Annotated in this window: 17 protein-coding genes and 1 riboswitch; of the genes, 5 read left to right on the forward strand and 12 right to left on the reverse strand. The window is 66.3% G+C overall.

Translation table 11 applies throughout. From position 1 onward, the window contains the following. Positions 1-17 precede the first annotated feature (17 nt). Complete coding sequence (locus tag NN4_RS01790; protein WP_147128136.1) at positions 18-929, forward strand: fatty acid desaturase family protein; 912 nt, start codon at positions 18-20, stop codon at positions 927-929. A gap of 228 nt (positions 930-1,157) precedes the next feature. Here the strand turns inward: NN4_RS01790 and NN4_RS01795 are convergent, their stop codons facing one another. Then, on the reverse strand, positions 1,158-2,636 hold the full coding sequence (locus NN4_RS01795; RefSeq protein WP_246180649.1) for an endoglycoceramidase I: 1,479 nt from the start codon (positions 2,634-2,636) through the stop codon (positions 1,158-1,160). Between the two features lie 310 nt (positions 2,637-2,946). Here NN4_RS01795 and NN4_RS01800 point away from each other — a divergent pair, with 310 nt between their 5' ends. Then, positions 2,947-4,083, forward strand: coding sequence for a monodechloroaminopyrrolnitrin synthase PrnB family protein (locus NN4_RS01800; RefSeq protein ID WP_186818200.1), 1,137 nt, complete (start codon positions 2,947-2,949; stop codon positions 4,081-4,083). A gap of 59 nt (positions 4,084-4,142) precedes the next feature. Here NN4_RS01800 and NN4_RS01805 read toward each other — a convergent pair whose 3' ends face one another. The 3 genes from NN4_RS01805 to NN4_RS01815 form a co-directional block, all read right to left on the reverse strand. Next, positions 4,143-4,598 (reverse strand): GNAT family N-acetyltransferase, encoded by a 456-nt coding sequence (locus tag NN4_RS01805; RefSeq protein WP_147128139.1) that lies wholly within the window; start codon positions 4,596-4,598, stop codon positions 4,143-4,145. Positions 4,599-4,662: 64 nt separating this feature from the next. Continuing rightward, the gene (locus tag NN4_RS01810) at positions 4,663-6,498 is read right to left on the reverse strand and encodes a type 1 periplasmic-binding domain-containing protein (protein WP_147128140.1); all 1,836 of its coding nucleotides are present in this window, start codon (positions 6,496-6,498) and stop codon (positions 4,663-4,665) included. A gap of 186 nt (positions 6,499-6,684) precedes the next feature. Then, positions 6,685-8,124 carry a pentapeptide repeat-containing protein gene (locus tag NN4_RS01815; RefSeq protein ID WP_186818201.1) on the reverse strand — a complete coding sequence of 480 codons (1,440 nt, stop codon included), beginning with the start codon at positions 8,122-8,124 and terminating at the stop codon, positions 6,685-6,687. Positions 8,125-8,182: 58 nt separating this feature from the next. On the opposite strand from NN4_RS01815, the gene NN4_RS44715 reads away from it, so the two are divergent. After that, entirely contained in the window at positions 8,183-8,719 is a 537-nt protein-coding gene (locus NN4_RS44715) for a hypothetical protein (RefSeq protein ID WP_186818202.1), read from the forward strand. 27 nt (positions 8,720-8,746) lie between these two features. Here NN4_RS44715 and pqqB read toward each other — a convergent pair whose 3' ends face one another. From pqqB to NN4_RS46530, 5 genes are read right to left on the reverse strand one after another with little or no spacing between them, the layout of a single operon-like run. Next, positions 8,747-9,637: a pyrroloquinoline quinone biosynthesis protein PqqB gene (gene pqqB / locus NN4_RS01825; RefSeq protein WP_147128143.1), complete on the reverse strand. Its 891-nt coding sequence runs from the start codon at positions 9,635-9,637 to the stop codon at positions 8,747-8,749. Next, on the reverse strand, positions 9,634-10,713 hold the full coding sequence (pqqE, locus tag NN4_RS01830) for a pyrroloquinoline quinone biosynthesis protein PqqE (RefSeq protein ID WP_147128144.1): 1,080 nt from the start codon (positions 10,711-10,713) through the stop codon (positions 9,634-9,636). Before pqqE ends, pqqB begins: the two co-directional genes overlap by 4 nt. Beyond that, positions 10,706-10,978: a pyrroloquinoline quinone biosynthesis peptide chaperone PqqD gene (pqqD, locus tag NN4_RS01835; protein ID WP_147128145.1), complete on the reverse strand. Its 273-nt coding sequence runs from the start codon at positions 10,976-10,978 to the stop codon at positions 10,706-10,708. The genes pqqE and pqqD overlap by 8 nt, the downstream gene beginning before the upstream one ends. After that, complete coding sequence (gene pqqC / locus NN4_RS01840) at positions 10,959-11,687, reverse strand: pyrroloquinoline-quinone synthase PqqC (protein ID WP_147128146.1); 729 nt, start codon at positions 11,685-11,687, stop codon at positions 10,959-10,961. Before pqqC ends, pqqD begins: the two co-directional genes overlap by 20 nt. Before the next feature lie 35 nt (positions 11,688-11,722). Next, positions 11,723-11,848, reverse strand: coding sequence for a hypothetical protein (locus NN4_RS46530; RefSeq protein ID WP_281289297.1), 126 nt, complete (start codon positions 11,846-11,848; stop codon positions 11,723-11,725). A 300-nt stretch (positions 11,849-12,148) separates the two neighbouring features. Between NN4_RS46530 and NN4_RS01845 the strand changes: the two genes are divergently transcribed. Then, complete coding sequence (locus NN4_RS01845; protein ID WP_147128147.1) at positions 12,149-13,759, forward strand: outer membrane protein assembly factor BamB family protein; 1,611 nt, start codon at positions 12,149-12,151, stop codon at positions 13,757-13,759. Between the two features lie 15 nt (positions 13,760-13,774). Here NN4_RS01845 and pqqA read toward each other — a convergent pair whose 3' ends face one another. Continuing rightward, positions 13,775-13,891, reverse strand: coding sequence for a pyrroloquinoline quinone precursor peptide PqqA (gene pqqA / locus NN4_RS01850; protein WP_147128148.1), 117 nt, complete (start codon positions 13,889-13,891; stop codon positions 13,775-13,777). A 182-nt stretch (positions 13,892-14,073) separates the two neighbouring features. Between pqqA and NN4_RS01855 the strand changes: the two genes are divergently transcribed. Beyond that, positions 14,074-15,102 (forward strand): PQQ-dependent sugar dehydrogenase, encoded by a 1,029-nt coding sequence (locus NN4_RS01855; protein ID WP_228540602.1) that lies wholly within the window; start codon positions 14,074-14,076, stop codon positions 15,100-15,102. 4 nt (positions 15,103-15,106) lie between these two features. On the opposite strand, the gene NN4_RS01860 is transcribed toward NN4_RS01855, so the two are convergent. Both NN4_RS01860 and glyA read right to left on the reverse strand, forming a co-directional pair. Beyond that, positions 15,107-16,477: an L-serine ammonia-lyase gene (locus NN4_RS01860; RefSeq protein ID WP_147128149.1), complete on the reverse strand. Its 1,371-nt coding sequence runs from the start codon at positions 16,475-16,477 to the stop codon at positions 15,107-15,109. Continuing rightward, positions 16,474-17,769: a serine hydroxymethyltransferase gene (glyA, locus tag NN4_RS01865; RefSeq protein WP_147128150.1), complete on the reverse strand. Its 1,296-nt coding sequence runs from the start codon at positions 17,767-17,769 to the stop codon at positions 16,474-16,476. Before glyA ends, NN4_RS01860 begins: the two co-directional genes overlap by 4 nt. A 39-nt stretch (positions 17,770-17,808) precedes the next feature. Then, positions 17,809-17,903, reverse strand: a riboswitch (glycine riboswitch). Positions 17,904-18,093 lie beyond the last annotated feature (190 nt).

Raw genomic sequence — 18,093 nt, forward strand, 5'->3', positions numbered from 1 at the left:
CGAGTCGAGAAGATCGAATGACCCACCCTGCTGCCGGGCTGCTGTTCGCCCGCGCCCGGACCAGCGCCGCCGACGAGCGCGTTTTCCTCACCAAACTCGCCGTACTCGGCGTACTCACCGCCCTCGGCGTGGCCCTCGCGCTGCGCCCCGAGCCGTTCGCACTGATCGCCGGAGCGCTGCTGCTGGCCGCGATGTACACCCACGCCGTCGAACTCCAACATCAAGCGTTGCACCACAGCGCTTTTCGCGCCGCCTGGCCGCACCGCCTCGTCGGCGTGCCGCTCGGTCTGCCACTGCTGGTCGTCTACACCAACTACCGGGTCCGCCACCTGCAGCACCACCGCTACCTCGGCACCCCGAACGACACCGAGTTCTTCGGTTTCGACACCCGCACACCGATCACCGCCGCCCTACTGCTGCGCGGCATGTTCGACTACGCGCGGCTGCTCGTCGTTGTTCGCGATGTGCTGCGCGCGGCGACCGGACGCTGGCGGTACGAACACGGTCACCTCAGCGCCACCATGCGCCGCCGAGCCATCACCGAACACCTCGTCCTGGGCGCCCTACTGCTCGCCGCGGTAACCCTCGCCGCCACCGGCCGGCACGACCTCGTCCTCCGAATCTGGCTGCTGCCCTTACTATTCGCCGTCCCCATGCACTTCCTGGTCGAACTCCCCGAACACCTCCTCTGCGACACCGACACCACCGACGTCCTCCGCAACACCCGCTCCATCCGCGGCAGCCGTCTCACCACCTGGTTCACCAACGGCAACAACCTGCACATCGAACACCACGCCGCAATGTCAGTCCCCCTCAACCAACTCCCCGCCCGCCACCCCGAGGTCCAGCAACGCGCCGTCCACGTCGAACGCACCTACCTCGATTTCTATCGGACGCTGTGGCGCGAGCTTCGAGCCGCCCGGCGGTAGCGACCAGCCCGGCCGGCGCGGTTGACAGCCCGCTGACCGGTTCGGTCGTGCGAACAGCGGATACCGGTCACCCGGATGCGGTTGCCACGCTGAGCGGTACACGCAGGTAGCGCTGCTGTCCTGGGGCACCATCCCCGGCAGGCGGTGCGGCTCATCATCGGACGCGGTCTCATCGGCCGGGTCTGGCCTCTTGATGCGCGAGCACCGCACTGATCGGGCCGGGTCGATTCAGCCACCGTTGACCGGCCCGGTCGGCACCTTGGCGCCCGCTGATCCGGGTCGGTTGATGTACACCGTGACCGGGGCGGTGCTGTTGCCTTGCACGGTGACCACTCGCGCCCCGGTGGGCGAGGTGATGGTGCCGCCGTCGGCGCGGACCTCGTAACCGTTGGGGTAGTGCAGGTCGGAGACGTAGATTTCGGTGGGGGCGGCGAGGGGTTGGGGGGTGTAGCGGTAGGCGAAATCGCCGGTGGCGGGGTCGAAGGTGAGGCGGCCGGGGGTGCCTGCGGTGGCTCGGGGGTAGGTGCGGACCAGGTCGCGGCCGATGTCGCCGAGGAAGGGGTCGGGTTTGGGGGCGCCGGGGCCGAAGCTGGAGGCGTAGTGCCAGTATTGCCAGCCGATGAAGCGTTCGTCGGCTCGGGTGAGGGTGTTGCGCAGTACCGTTGCGTCGCCGTCGCCGAATTCCGTTACCAGCGTAGGGATTCCGGTCCGTTTGGTGAAGGAGTCGATGTTGCCCCAGGTTTTGTCCTGTTGGACCGGGCATACGCCGCGTAGTTCTTCGGGCAGGCCGAGGTAGATGGCGAGTTGGCTGGGGATGCAGTAGTCGTGCGGTGCGAAGACGATGCCGGGTGAGGTGATCGGTGGGTTCTTGCCCAGGTTGGTCGGCATGGTTTCGTTCCAGGTGACGTTCGGTTCCCAGAAGACCGGGATGTTCGCGTTGCGGGCACGTACCGCATCGGTCAGTTTCTGCATGGCCGCTTGATATTTGGTGTCGAACCGGGGGCAGCCGTTTGGGAAGCAGGTATGGAACGCCGATCCGGGCCATGGTTCGTTCATCAGCTCGATACCGAGGACGCCGGTGCGGCCCTTGACCTTCTCGGCCAGTGCCGCCAGCGCCGTGCCGAGATGGTCGAGGATGCCATTGCTGTTGTCCCACACCTCATCCCAGCCACGGTTCATGCTGGGCATCAGGTAGTAGAGCGGGAAGCCGGGGTTCGGTTCCCAGGCGGCCGGGCGCGCACGCAGCGACCATTCCGGAAATCCGTTGCCGCCCCAGATCTTCGACAGTCCGTCCTGGTGATTGTCGAGCAGCGTGTAGATGCCTTGGGCCGCAAGGGTATCGATCACTCTGACGAGACGTTCGAGGTAGGCGGTGTCGACGACGCCGCGGGTGGGCATCAGTCCGGCGAAGCTCACACCCAAGCGCACGGTGTTGAATCCGTGCCGGGCGAGCAGTGCCGCGTCCTGGTCGGTCACGGTGAAGCCGTCGCCGGGCTCGACATAAGGAGCTTGCTTGTCGACATTGTTGACTCCGTGCAGCAGCACCTTGCGGCCCTGCGCGTCGACGAGATAACTACCCTCGGCCTGAATCTGACTGAGCGCCGGCGGGGCGGCTTGCCCCGAAGTCGGGACCAGCACCGAACACCCGATTGCGGCGACGGCGGCGCCGATCGCGCACTGCCGGGCACGCGCCCGTACCGCGGCCATCGTCCTCATCATCATTGTTCGCATTGGCTTCCCCGATCCGGTGGCCGACAACAGGCTTAATGGTCACACGTCCAGTTCGAGCCAAACCAGCCATCGCACATCCGGGGATTCCCCACTTGGGCACCAGACGACATTTACCAAGTGTTTGCCCAATTCAGCTGCCCGCGATCATGGGATGTTTGTTTGCGTTGCGCACACTGTCGCTCCGGACCGTTCGGGGTGACGGCACGAATGCGCGACCACCTGCGAGTTGTGATGACTCTCAGCAGTACGAGAGGACCCGATGCCAGCCCTGAAGAAGCGGTCACGCTTGTCCGAACATACCGAGCCGGTCAGTAGCGGAGTCGAGCAGATACGCCTCGACGAAGTGTCGTGCCGGCACGTTACGCACCGCGATCCATTGTCCGCCGACGCATTGCTGGCGCGGCTGCCCGAACTGAATGCCGCCGCCGATGTGCCGCAACTCGTCACTTCGTTTCGAGAGCTGTTGTGGCGGGCCCGGGAAATAGAACTGACTGACGTCGCCGACCGCCTGGCCGCGATGCGCGATGTCGGAATGTTGCTCTCCTCCCTACAGCGCCACGGTGTCGAACCGCTCGAAGCCGCACCCGAGGGCACGGACGCATTGCTCGCGTGGGGGCTCTCGGTGGACATGGTCCCGCGCGACACCGTCCTGCATTACGGCGTGTGGAACCCGCGCGGCAAACGTCAGCGGATGTTCCTCGGAGACCGCGAGGAGAACGTCATCATCGACGCCGTCCGAGTCGGCACCATCCTCATCGACGAAATAGCCCCGACCATCGCCGGATTGGCCGAAATCCACCCCCGCGATGCCGCATTCGGCGAAATCTGCCACACCACGGCGGACCAATTGGAGACGCTGCCGGAGCTGATGAACGACGTCTATCGAAACGTCGACCCGGTCGACTTCTACGCCGCTCGACTGCGCCCCTTCATGGCGGATGTGGTCATCGCCGACCGCCAGTACTACGGTCCCGCACCCGTACACGTCCCCCTCTACCTCATCGACCGCCTCGTCTGGTCCGCCGACCACCCCGACGCCGACCTCCGCTACTTCCAGCACGACATAGTCAAATACGCTCTCCCCCATTGGCGTCGACTCTTCGAGCGCACCGAAGGCACCCCCTCCCTGATCACCCGCCTCATCCGCGAATTCGACCGCCCCACCGGCCCACCCCCCACCAAACTCGCCGACGCCATGGACGGCGCGATCCGAATCATGAACGCCCTGGTCACCTTCCGCACCCTGCACAACCGCATGGCAGGCGGCGCCTACACCGACGCCACCCGCCACCCCACCGGCATGGCCGGCGTAAGCCCCGGTCTCCTGGACCACATCCTCACCCTCACCCACGACTGCGCCACCCGCACCCGAGCCCGCCGCACCGGAATCCGCACCCACTCTCGGGATCCGCACTCGCTCTGACACCCCGGATTCGGTGCGGATCCCGAGAGCCAGTGCGGCTGTTCGAATCAGCGGGTCGGCTACTCGACCTGGAGGAGCCGAGGGGACAAGGCGAAGCCGTGGCGTGTGTAGGCGTTGATTGCGCGATCGCTGGAATGCACCGTTAGTCGCTCCAGTCCTAGGCGGCTCGCCTCGGCGACAACGGCATCGATCAGTCTGCCGCCCAGGCCGGTATCCCTCCGTTCCGGAACCACATACACACATTGAAGATCGCCCGACGCCCGTTCAGGCCTATGTGGAGTCGGTACGCGCTGGATGACTGCGAGCCATGCCATACCGAGGACGAGCCCACCGTCGACGACGACCCAGCACCGGTGCGAGTGTTCGTTGTCCTTTGCCCAAGCCACGAACCACGCCATGAACTCTTCGCGAGTGATCTCCGGCGTGCCGCGCTTCTCCGTGACCCACCGCCAGCGAAGTCCCGCCACCGCGGCCAGATCGTCCTCTTCGGCTGGGCGAACAACGATTTCACTCATCCATGGATTCTGGCGCAGCAAAGCCTCTTTCGCCGAGCAGCAGCTGCGATGTGGTAGCACTTGCCTACCTGGGGAGCGTGACGATCTGAATCGGGGTTCCCAGTGGCGCGCCGTTGCTGGTGGTGGTGAATTCGAAACTGCCGGAGCAGCCGTCGATGGTGTAGTCGCCGTTGATGTTGCGCAGCTGGCCGAGCACGTCGCTGGTTCCGGGCATACGGTTCGGGGTTGCGGCCAGGCGGATGGCTCGGGTTGCGGTGAGGGTGGCGTCGTGGACCAGGCAGGTGTAGGCGTCGGTGCCGTCGGTGCGGTAGCCCGCGTCGGCGAGGGCCTCGGTGTAGAGCTGCCAGCCCTCGGGCGGGGTGCCGCGGCCGGCGGGCCAGTCCAGATGGACCACACCGGCGTAGATCACCTGTACGCCGGCTTGGCGCAGCTGGTCGGGATTGCGGTGGATCGCGGTCAACGCGGTCACCCCGGTCATGATCGTCAACGGCCGAGACCGGCAGGCGCGTTCTTTCAGCGAGTCGATGAACTCGCCCATGTCGGAGACGCGGCCGGCGAACAGGATGGTGTTGGCGCCGGACGCGCACACGTTGCGGGTGACCCCGTCGAACATCTGCGGCCAGGTGTCGCTGGGAATGGTGACCCCGGTGAATCCCTGATCGGGGATCTGCCCGATCCAGCGACCGAGCTTGTCGCGGAACACTTTCTGTAGCGCGGCGGCGTAGAGGTCACCGCGGGTTTCGGCGTTCTGATCCCACACCACGATCGCCGGACCCAACTCTGGGTGGCTATCGAGATATCCGCTGAGATGGTCGACGAAAGTACTGGTCGCCGGGGTGACGCGCACCATGCCGGGGATATTGTCGTAACTCAACTCGTCGGCGGTGGTGATGGCGCCGATGATCGGGATCTGCTTGTCGCTCAACGCTTTCACCGCGTCCCGAGTGTCGGCCACACTGGTGCCCAGCGCGACGACGGCGGCGACCCGTTCGCGCGGATCCTCGGCGGCTGCCAGCGAGATCAGTCGGTCGACCGGTGCCCGCCACTGGTTCTGGAAGCTGCCGTTGTTGGCCAGCAACAACCGGATCGCGGGCCGGGGATCGCCGAAGGACCGCCCGCTGTTGACCCGATGCTGCGCGGCGGCGGCGCCGATGAGCATCTGCCGGATCTGGTCGCTGGAGAGCTGGCCCTCCTTGGGGCGACCATCCGGCGGACCGGTTTGGGTCGGCTGGGAGAGCGGGCCCAGCAGCGCGACGGTGAGGTAGTCGCCGCTCACCAGCCTGTTCTGCGTAGCGATCTGCTCGACCACATCCGCCGATTTCGGGTCGAAGCCGGTGAACGCCCCATCGGTCACGCCGATGCACTCCCCGTCCATCAAGGTCAGCCCCGCCTCGGCGCACGTGTTGTCCGCACGCCGGAACAACCACACCACGACCACCGCGACCACCAACACCAAAACCGACGCCAAAGCCGTAACCACGACGGCTGGGCGAGGATGGTGACGGACCCATTCCCTACCGGTGGCCAACCACGGCCCTCGGTCCCGGGACGCGACAGAGCGCTCCTCGCCTTGGGGCACCGGGATTTCCTGGGGCGGCGCGGGCGGCCTTGCAGCAGCGCTGCGCTGCTCCTCCCACCAAGCCAACTCATTCTGCAGCTGCTGCCCGGCCAACTCCGGTCGAGTGTGGTGCAGGCACGCGGTCACGATCGCCTTGGTTGTTTCCCGTTTCGGCAAGGGCTGACCGGACGTGATCGCCTGGCGCAACTCCTCCGCGCTGATGTGGGCTTCCTCGGCCAGGCGGGCCAGGCGTCTAGCGTCCGAAGCCGCTCCCGTGCGGCCGACCAATTCCCGCAGTATCTCCTTGAAGGCGGCGATCGGATCGGCATTCGGGGCGGTCACCGCGGTACCTGCGCTCGCGTAGTCTCGATCATCGGCCCCCACCAACCTTCCCTGCCATGGTTCGAAAACCAACGCGCACATACACGTTCGACGGCTGCACCAACAACGCCCCCTTACCCGTAGGAACATGATTCCCCACCCCGACGCACTCCCGCGTCGAAACAGCATCGATCGCTTCGAGCGGTGTCACCGCGCATTCACGGCGGGCGGCCAGTCGTGCGGCTCGATATTCCCGGGCTTCCCCGCGCCGTCCTGGCCCCAATCGAACTCCGGCGGTGGCGGACCCCACCGCTGCGGGTTGGTGAACTCGATTCGCTCCGAGCCGAAGTCGACCGACACGAAACTGGTCCGGGCCGCGAAAACAAGGCGTGTGAAATCGGCCGGCCCCTGGAACGTCGCCGTGTGGAACGAGGTGTCGCCGCCGAACGTCGCCTCGTCGAAGGATGCTTTGGCGCCGAACGTCGCCTCGCGGAACCCGGTACTGCCGCTGAACGTCACCTTGTTGAACCAGGCGCCGCCCCGGAACATCGCCTCGCCGAACCCGGTGTTGGCACGGAACGTCGTCCCGTCGAACCTGGCGGTGCCACTGAACGTCGCTCCGCTGAACCAGGCACCTCGGGCGAACGTTGCCGTGTGGAACCAGGCGTCGGCGCCGAATGTCGCCGTGTTGAACTGGGCGTCGCCGGTGAACGTCGCCGTGTCGAATCGGGCGGCGCCAAGGAACGTCGCCCCGATGAACCCTGCGTCGCCACCGAAACTCACCCCATCGAACATGGCGGTGCCACTGAACGTGGCCCCGTTGAACCAGGTATCGCCGGTGAACGTCGCCGCGTTGAACCCGTTGTCGGCGTTGAACTTCGCCGTGTGGAACCAGGTATCGCCACTGAACGTCGCCTCGTCGAAACGGGCGGCGCCGACGAAGACGGCGCCACTGAAATCGACGTTCTCCAGGTAAGCGGTCCGCAAATCGAAATGGCTTGCCGACCAGCTATATTCGGCTTCGGGTCGGAGGTGTTCGCCGATCACCCGGACGATGGTTTTGCGGACCTCACGGTCGTTCTGCCGGTACTCGAAGTGTTGTTCGTCCTCCGGACTCGACTCGTCGGCCGCCGGGTATTTGCGGATGTTCTTGGTCTGGTGATTGCCCCCCAGATCCGGGGTGTAAGGCAGGCGGAGGTAGCCGCACAGCACGTCGATGCATTGCTGCCGACGCAGGCCGTCGGTTTCGTCCGCGGCACCGGCCATCGCGTACACCCCCGCGATCCGGACCGCGACATCGGTCGCACCGAGTTGCGCGGCCGCGGCCCCGAATCGCTCTACGAACCGGCTCTGCTCGGCATCGCGCTGGCGTCGGTAGGCGATCACCAAGGCGACAACACCGCCGACGCCGGCGACGATCGTCAGTGCCACCTTCGTGATATCGAGCGGCGCGGCCTTCGCATCGCTGGTCGGGGTGTACCGATTCACCACCTGGTAGGCCACGTAGGCGACAGCAACTCCCGCTACGAGCGCGGCCATGATCGCCGGAAGCAACCCGAACCGCTCCGCCCGGCGCCTGATCGCCCTGTTGCTCTTGCCGATCCGCGCCAGCAGTGCGGTCCACTTATTGCGCACCCACCCGAACATCGCTCGATTGTGCTCGCAGCAGCGAGGTCTCGCACAGCACTCCGCACTTCCCGCACCCATGAATGGCGGTGTTCTCGCACCGTCGATGACGCTGCGGGGCAACAATGGTGGCGTACGTGCGTTGAGCGGGGGCGTCTTGGAGTTGGTTCCTGGTGACAGCGGCGAAGAGCAGAAGCCGCGCGGGCTGAAGATCCACATCCGTTTTCTTCGGAGTTGCGTCGGGCTGGCGTTGGCGCTGTGGGCGGCGGCTCTGACCCAGCCGCTGGCTGACTTCACCGGAAGCAGCTGGGGAGTCATCTGGACTATCCAGGTCTACCCGTTCTGGAGTGGGGAAGCTCCGGGCGCGGCCAGCTTGTTCGTCTGCGGCGCTTTCCTGGCCATTGCCGGGGCGGGAGTCGCGGTGGGCACGCTCACATCTCAGGACGAGGGCATCCGGAAGTTCGGTGGCGTGCTGGCCTTCACCGTCTTCAACTGGTGTTTCTTCGGCGCAACCTTCTTTTTCAGTGCGTTCACCGGCACGGTTCTTGCGGGCATGTGGCTGATCCTCATATCCATACTGATGCTGTTGGTGGCCGCGTTCAGCTTGGACTTCTAGACAGCTGTGTCGTGCCGAGTGACCACCTCACACGGTGAGTTCGGCACCGTCGGGCAGGACCTCCACACCTGCTTGCGCCACCAGTGCACTGGCTGTGGAGGAGGGTTCGAGGAGCGGGTTGGTGTTGTTGAGGTGGGTGTAGATTCGGCGCAATCCTGGGTGGCGGGTGAGGGCGGCGAGGGAGCCGCTGGGGCCGGCTATGGGGAGGTGGCCCATGAGGGATTGGCCGGCGTCCGGGTCCTGGGAGTGGACGGCCGCGCCGAGTTCTTGCGCGCTGAAGAAGGTGCCGTCGAGTAGTGCGCAGTCGGCGGAGGCCAGCAGGTTGTCCAGTGCAGCAGGCCAATTCGCTAGGCAGGGCGCGTACACGAATACGCCGCCGGTCACCGGGTCTTCGATGCGGAGGGCGGTCACCCAGTGGATGGAGGGCGACGGCGTCGCGATGTACTTCGGCGCCTTGGCGCTGATCGGGTGAGCGAAAACGCGGAGCCCGCCGGCGAGTTCGAAGCCGGGCACGGTGCTGTCCTGCCACTTCCATGGGCGGTAGCGAGTGAGCAGGCCGCGCAGCGGCAGGAGTGCGTCCAGCACTACGGGGCTGGCGTAGACGGTCAGATCGGCGGCTCCGCGCAGGATAGCCAGCCCCATCGTGTGGTCCACCTCGGCGTCGGTGAGGAGCACGCCGCGCACGGGCGTTTCCCGCGGTCCCGGTCCGGGGCGGAGGGCAGGTGTCGCGAGCAGTTGGGTGCGAATATCGGGAGAAGCGTTGAGCAGCCACCAATCTCGCGAGTTGCCGCTGATGGCCACGCACTCTTGGCTGCGCGACGGCAGCTCGCCGTTACGGGCACTCAGGCAGAGCTCGCAGGCACAGTCCCACTGCGGGAACCCGCCTCCGGCAGCGGTACCGAGCAGGATCACTTTCACGGCGCCTGCGCCCGCATGGTGAAAGCCGTCGCCGCCTCGCTCAGTGCGGCGTCGACGAGCGGCCGATCCGGCGACAGCCCGCACACCGGGTCGGTGGCCGCCGCGTCACCGGTGAACTGGAACGCTTGGCACCGGCAGCCGCCGAAGTCGGTGAAGCGTTCGGGACAGGAACGGCAGGGTTCGGGCATCCACGAGGTTCCGCGAAAAGCGTTGAACGCCTTCGATGAATACCAGATCTCGGCCAGCGGTCGTTCGAGCACGTTCTCCACCGGCAACGTGGAAATCACCGAAGCCCCCGGGCACGGCAGTACGTTCCCTCCGGGCGTGACGGTCAGTTGCCTTCTCCCCCACCCATCCATACACGGCTTCGGCCGGTCCGCGAAGTAGTCCGCGACCACGTACACCAAATCGGGCCCGCCCGCGTACTTCTCCCGAGCCCGCTGCATCGCCTGTCGCGCATTGTCGAGCTGAATCGCGCTGGGCAGCAAAGCGGCTCGATTACGCAGCCCCCACCCGTAGTACTGCGTGTTGGCCAACTCGATCCGATCCGCGCCGAGACCGACGGCGAGGTCGACGATCTGCTCGACCCGATCGATATTCCCCCGATGCAACACAACATTCACAGTGAGCGGCAGTCCTGCCCCTGTGATCGCCTCGGCCGCATCAAGTTTCAGCGCGTGCACCCGAGCGCCCGCGATGCGATCGGCAGACTGTGGATCCGCGTCCTGCATCGAGAGCTGAACGTGGTCGACCCCGCGCTCCGCGAGCTGCCGCGCCCGCTCAGCAGTCAGTCCGACACCGCTGGTGACCAGGTTGACGTAGGCCCCGAGTCCCCGTGCGTGCGCGACCAAGTCGGGCAGATCCCGTCGAGACAACGGCTCACCACCGGAGAAATGCATCTGCACCACTCCGAGCGCACGAGCCTGGGTGAGCACATCGCACCACTGCTCAAACGTCAATTCCCCAGCACGCGAAACGAGTTCGACGGGATTCGAGCAGTACGGGCAATGCAGCGGGCAACGATGAGTCAGCTCGACCAGCATGCCGAGCGGCGCCTCGACCGACGTCTCAGTCATCCAGGGCCACCACTCGTCGCTGCGCGAGCCGCTGCAACAGCTCGGCAATGTCCTCAGCGCGGACACCCTCGTACTCCGCGCCGAGCCGCTGCACAATGCCATCAATGCTGTGCGCACCATCGCAAAGCGCGAGCACCGCGGCGGCGGTGTCGTTGAGAACCACTACCCCTTCGGGCAGCAGCGCCAGCTCACCGCGCACCGAATCACTGGCGAGCCGGACACCCGGCCGCAGCCGCGGCAGCGTGCTATCGGACAGCCCGGCCATCACCGGCCTCCGTGTGATAGTCGAGCGCATCGAGCACGGCGCTCAGCACATCGCATTTGAAGGCGAGCGCATCGACGCAAGCCTGCTGCTGCGCACGGGTTTCGGCATGCCGGACCACCAGATCGAGCAGCGAACGCCCCTCGGCCTCCACCATGTCGATGCGCGCGGTGAAGTACGCGAACCCCTCCTCCGCGATCCACGGATAGTGCTGCCGCATCCGACCCAGCCGGTAGCTCAGCAACCCGGGCGAGAACAGCTCGGTGAGCCCCGACGCCACCGCCTCCAACCACGGCCGGCGTCGAGCGAAGTCGAGATAGGCGTCTACCGCGAACCGCACCCCGGGCAAGACGAGTCGTTCTGAGACCACCTCGGCGCGCTCGAGACCCACCGCCTCGGCCAAGTGCAGCCACTTCTCCGCGCCGCCCGGCGAGCCGTCGGCCCCGTCGTGATAGACGATCCGCGGCAACCACTCCCGCCGCACCTCCGGCAGCGGACAGTTGGCGATGATCGCGGCATCCTTCTGCGGCAGGCAGCGCTGGTAGTACCAGCGATTCGCCACCCACAACCGCAGCTCGTCCTTGTCCAGCCGCCCGTTGTGCAACCGTTCATGGAACGGATGCCGGTCCCAATACAACGCCTCGAGCGCGTGCAACGACTGTCGGAACTCGGCCTCGCTCCAGCGAGTCTCCGTGTCACAGGCCGTGGACATCCCGGTGCACCTTTGCCCTTCGCGTCAGCGCCGCGTCAGTCACGGCCGGCGTAGGCGGTAATTTCCAATGCGGTATCGAAGAAAGCGAAATCGGGACGGCGCCACACCTTCTTGCCCGTCTCGACCTTTTCGGTAGCGCGGTTCTCGACGATGGTCTGCATACGAATGCCTCCGTTTGTCAAAGGATGCGTGAATACAGCGAGCCGAACGCTCTGGTTCGCGAGCGTAACACGCCTGAGCGCAAGCAAAACGGCCGCACGGCAACTGGGGAAATGCACCCCATAAGGGGTAGTGAGGTTTCAGCAGTCGCTGCATGATTGCTTTCGGTGCCGTAACCGAACCGATAGCCGAACGCACACGCCGGTCGCCCGAAACGTCATAGCGGCGTGGGTAACATGCTTGACGCTCCTGTAATTCGTATGGCTTAGCAAACTCCTGAGTCCGGGCTAGGAGCCACCCTCATGCACAAGAGAACAAACGCAACGCCCCGCCGACGCGGTTCGTCTCTGCGCCTGCCCATCCTGGCGATCGCGGCCGTCCTGCTGATGACCGGCACCAGCTTCGGACAGTCCACCGCTGCCGAGGGTGACTGGTCGATGTGGCAATACGACCTGCAGGGTTCTCGGCACAATCCCCACGAGACCGCCATTACCCCGGCCACCGTCGGCTCGCTGCAGCTGAAGTGGGCGTTCGCATTCCCCGAAACCATTGCCGCGTCCAGTCAGCCCGCGGTCGTGGACGGCACCGTCTACGTCGGCGGCCGCAACGGCACCTTCTACGCGTTGGACGCCGATACCGGTGCGACCCGATGGTCGTTCCAAGCCGAAACGCCGCTCGGCGGCAACCTTCCGACCTTCGGTCTGCGCAATGGGCCCGCGGTCGCGGACGGCCTGGTCTACTTCGGCGACAATTCCGCCAGGATGTGGGCCCTCGACGCGGCCACCGGCCAGCAGCGCTGGGTCCGCCAGTTGGACCCCCACCCGTTCGCCATCATCACCGGCTCGCCCTTGGTGTTCGACGGTCACATCTACGTCGGCGTGTCCAGCCAGGAGCTGGGCCAGGCCACCAGCGACCACTACCCCTGCTGCACCTTCCGCGGCAGTGTCGTCTCGCTCGACGCCGCGACCGGCGACGTGCAGTGGCAGTACTACACGATCCCGCAACCACAGCCGACCGGCGGCAAACCGAACTTCGCACCCAGCGGTGCACCGGTCTGGTCCTCGCAGACTCTCGACGTGCCATCGCGCACGCTCTACTACACCTCGGGCAACCCCTACAGCGGCTATCCCGAAGGGGCGGAAGCGATCGGCGCGCTGGACCTCGACACGGGGACGGCCCGGTGGGTTCGACGCATGACGCCGGGTGACCCACCCTGGAACGGCCGCTGCGTGATACCGCCGCCCGGCGGGAACTGCCCGGATCCCGGCCACGACTTCGACTTCGGTTCGCACCCGAACCTCTTCGAGATCAACGACCGCCTGGTCGTCGGCGCCGGCCAGAAGAGCGGCGTCTACCACCTGCTCGACGCCACCACCGGTGAGATCATCTGGCAGACCCGGCTGTCCACGCCGAAACCGATTCTGCCCGCCCCTGGCTCGGAGTCGCTGCAAGGTATCCAATGGGGCGCCAGCTATGACGGCAACCGCCTGTACGTCGCCACCTACCAGGCGCAACCCGGCACGCTGTATGCGCTGAACCCGGCCACCGGCGAAATGATCTGGGCCACCCCGAATCCCACCGAGGGCTGCCTGATCAACGTGCCTCCGGTACCGATGTCCCCGTTGTGCCAGCTCGCTATGCCGAACGCCGTCACCACTACCCCCGGCCTGGTCTACGAGGGCAGCATGGACGGCAAGATGCGCGTCTTCTCGGCCGACACCGGCGCGATTCTCTGGCAATACAACACCGCGAAACCGTTCAAGACGGTGAACGGCGTGCCGGGCCTCGGCGGCGCCATCAACGGTCACGGCGCCGTCGTCGCGAACGGCATGGTGTTCACCAACTCCGGTTACGGACGCCAGATCACCACCGGCATGCCGGGCAATGTGTTGCTGGCATTCGGCCTGCCGTAACCGCGCGGATTGATATCAGCTACGGCCCGCGTAGGCGGTGATTTCGAGGGCGGTATCGAAGAAGGCGAAATCTGGTCGATGCCAAGCCTTCTTGACTACCTCGAGAATGCTGTTCTGGCCGCTGGCGTGCATGCGAATGCCTCCGATTGCCGCTCGGGAAAGGTTGGGACTTCATGAGCGTAAGACGCCGTACACCCTTTATCCTCCCCAGTCGTTCTCCAGTCGAGATGACCGCCCGAATGTGGCTCTACTTAGCTATGACTTCAACACTTCGAAGTGCGGCACATTATGCCGGCACCGCTGTGATCGCTGTAATGGCAAGTTTTTTCGTCGCGCTGCCCAGTTCCCTCGCGGGACCGGTCACCGCGGCAGGCACCCCGGACCTCAATGCCCCGCAAGAGGTGGGTCGGGACATCGACGCGCCATGGGGTCTGACCTTCCTCCCGGACGGCGCCGCCCTGGTAGCCGAGCGCGATACCGGCGTGATCAAACGCGTCGCACCCGGCACCACACCCACCCAGGTGTACCGGGTGCCCGGCGTGGTCGCGCGCGGCGAAGGCGGACTCCTCGGCCTCGCCGTGTCGCCGAAGTACGCCGAAAACGGTTACGTCTACGCCTATTTCACGGCCAGCGGCGACAACCGGATCGTGCGCTTCCGCTTGGACGGGCAACCGCAAGCGATCTTCACCGGAATCGCGAAGGCCAACATTCACAATGGCGGCCGCATCGCCTTCGGCCCCGACGGCATGCTCTATGTCGGAACCGGCGACGCCGGACAGCGGAACAGGTCGCAGGACCCGGCCAGCCCCAACGGCAAAATTCTCCGACTCGATCCCGACGGCAAACCGGCACCGGGCAACCCCACGCCGAATTCACCGGTCTACTCCCTCGGCCACCGCAATGTGCAGGGTCTGGCGTGGGACGCCACCGGGCGGCTCTATGCCACCGAATTCGGGCAGGACACCTACGACGAGGTCAATCTGATCGAGGCGAAGCGCAACTACGGCTGGCCCGTGGTGGAGGGCAAGGGCGACACCCAGAACGGCCGCTACACCAACCCGCTCGTCACCTGGTCGACCAGTGAAGCCTCCCCCTCCGGCCTCGCGATCACCGCGAACACGCTGTACGTCGCCGCACTGCGCGGCCAGCGGCTGTGGACCATCCCGCAGCGCGCCGACGGCACGCTGGACCGGCCGGTAGCGCAGCTGCGCAGCAAGTACGGCCGGCTGCGTACCCCGGTGGTGGCACCGGACGGCGCGCTGTGGCTCACCACCTCCAATACCGACGGCCGCGGCACCGTCCGGGCCGGCGACGATCGGGTCATCCGGTTCCCGGCCCGCTAGGACCTCAGCACTCCACCACCGCTACCGCCAAACCGCCTCGCGAGGTCTCTTTGTACTTGTCGAGCATGTCCGCCCCGGTCGCCCGCATGGTCTGGATGACCTGGTCCAGCGAGACATGATGCATCCCGTCACCGCGGATCGCCATGCGAGCCGCGGTGATTGCTTTGACCGCCCCGATCCCGTTGCGCTCGATGCACGGGATCTGCACCAACCCGCCGATGGGGTCGCAGGTGAGGCCGAGGTTGTGCTCCATGCCGATCTCCGCGGCGTTCTCGATCTGCCGTGGCGTGCCGCCCAGGACGGCGGCCAGTCCGGCGGCAGCCATCGCACAGGCCGAACCGACCTCACCCTGGCAGCCCACCTCGGCACCGGATATCGAGGCGTTCTCCTTCATCAACTGGCCGATCGCGCCTGCGGTGAGCAGGAATTCGACCACGCTGTCCTCGTCGGCGCCGGTGACGAAACGCTGAATGTAGTGCAGCACAGCGGGAATGATGCCCGCGGCGCCGTTGGTCGGCGCGGTGACGACTCGGCCGCCCGCCGCGTTCTCCTCGTTGACCGCCATCGCGTACAGCGTCACCCACTCCATCGCACGCAGCGGGTCGTTGTCCTCCGCTTCGGCGCCGAGCCGCTCGAACAGGTTCGCCGCACGCCGCCGCACCCGCAGCGCGCCCGGCAGCACCCCGCCCGTCGACATGCCGCGCGCCACACAGCGTTGCATGACCTCCCAGATGTCGAGCAGTTCCGAGCGCACCTGATCCGCACTGCGCGAAGACATTTCGTTGGCCAGCACCACGGCACTGATAGACAGCCCGGTGGCGTCGGTGATCGCGAGCAGCTCGTCCGCCGAGCGGAACGGGTAGGCCACGACGACCGGTGCCTCGACCGTACGCCCGTCGATCTCGTCCTCGTCGAGGACGAAACCGCCACCGACGGAGTAATACCGGCGCTCGAGCAGCACCCGCCCCGCCGCGTCGCGCGCGGCGAACAGCATGCCGTTGGTGTGGAAGGCCAACCGCGTCAGCCCGAGCAACTCGACATCCTCGTCCACGGCGAACGCGATCGAGTGCACACCGCCCAGATACAGCCGTTCGGTGGCGCGGGCCGTGGCAACGGTGGCGCGCATGGCGTCCGGATCGACGCTCTCGGGTTGCGCACCCGACAGTCCGGCCACGATCGCCTCGACACTGCCGTGACCACGCCCGGTCGCCCCGAGCGACCCGTACAGCTCCACCCGCAGTGCGGCCGTCTCGTGCAGCACGCTGAGGTCTTTCAGTCGCTCCACGAACGCGGCCGCGGCACGCATCGGCCCAACCGTGTGCGAGCTCGACGGACCCACACCGACCCGGAACAGGTCGAAAACGCTGATGGTCACGCCGGGTTCCGCATTCCGACATACAGCGGGAACTGCTGCGCCAAGGCGTCCACCCGCTTGGTGAGCGCCGCCGAGGCCTCGCCGGTACACAGCGCCGTCGCGATGATGTCGGCGACCTCGGTGAACGCCGCGATATCGAAGCCGCGCGCGGCCAGCGCCGGTGTGCCGATCCGCAGGCCCGAGCTGATCATCGGCGGCCGCGGATCGAACGGAATGGCGTTGCGGTTCACCGTGATTCCCAGCCGCTGCAACAGATCCTCGCCCTGCTTACCGTCCAACGGAGCATCACGCAGGTCGACAAGCACCAGGTGCACATCGGTACCGCCGCTGACCACGCCGATACCGGCCGCCCGGCAATCCTCGGCCAGCAGCCGCTCGGCGAGCAGCCGGGCGCCCGCGAGGGTCCGCTCCTGCCGCTCGCGGAACGCAGGCTCAGCCGCCATCTTGAAGGCGACCGCCTTGGCCGCGATCACATGCTCGAGCGGTCCGCCCTGCTGGCCGGGGAACACCGCCGAATCCAGCTTCTTGCCCAATTCCGGTGTGGCGAGGACGAATCCGCCGCGCGGCCCGCCCAGCGTCTTGTGCGTGGTCGAAGTGACGACGTGCGCGTGCGGCACCGGCGAGGGATGCAACCCGGCCGCGACGAGACCGGCGAAGTGCGCCATATCGACCATCAGGTAGGCACCCACCTGGTCGGCAATCCGCCGGAATTCGGCGAAGTCCAGCTGACGCGGATAGGCGGACCAACCCGCGATGATCAGCTTCGGCTGATGCTCTTCGGCCAGCCGTGCCACCTCGTCCATGTCGACCAGCTGATCCTTAGCCCGAACATGGTATGCGGCAACGTCATACAGCCGCCCGGAGAAGTTGATCTTCATGCCGTGCGTGAGGTGACCACCGTGGTCCAGCGCCAAGCCGAGAATGCTGTCACCGGGGCGCAGCAGCGCGTGCATCACCGCGGCGTTCGCCTGCGCACCCGAATGTGGTTGCACGTTCGCGTATTCGGCGCCGAACAGCGCGCGCAGCCGCGACAGGGCCAGCGACTCGATCTCGTCGATGTGCTCGCAGCCGCCGTAGTAGCGGCGGCCCGGATAGCCCTCGGCGTACTTGTTGGTCAGCACGGTGCCCTGGGCTTGCATCACCGCGAGCGGCGCGTAGTTCTCCGACGCGATCATCTCCAGTCCGCGTTGCTGGCGGTCGGTCTCCCGATCGACCATCGCGGCGACCACGGGGTCGAATTCGCGCAGGGAGACATCGAGTGGGGTGCGGAGATCGGCGGCGGGATCTGCCATGGGGAGCCTTTCGTCGACGCGTGCGCGCGTAAGTGTGGCTCCTCCCGCTCTGTCCTAGGGCCTGAGAGATTCACGCGCTGTGCGTTTGCCCCGTCGGCGAGTGCCTCGATGCACTACTTTTCAGAGTTGCCTGATGCGCAGCGGTACTGGGCCTGAGAGTTTCCCGGGAGGTGTTGCTCCTTCGGCTCTCCATCGAACGGATGGAGATCTCCCGCTGCGTGTGCGGCGAATATTCAGTTGTTGCATATAGCGCAACAACTGCGCAATACGGCACTCAGTATTGTCGGCGGCCGCGCGCGTTGTCAATGGCGAACCCCGGCCCCA

Source organism: Nocardia ninae NBRC 108245 (assembly GCF_007990755.1).
In the GTDB taxonomy this organism is placed as follows: domain Bacteria; phylum Actinomycetota; class Actinomycetes; order Mycobacteriales; family Mycobacteriaceae; genus Nocardia; species Nocardia ninae.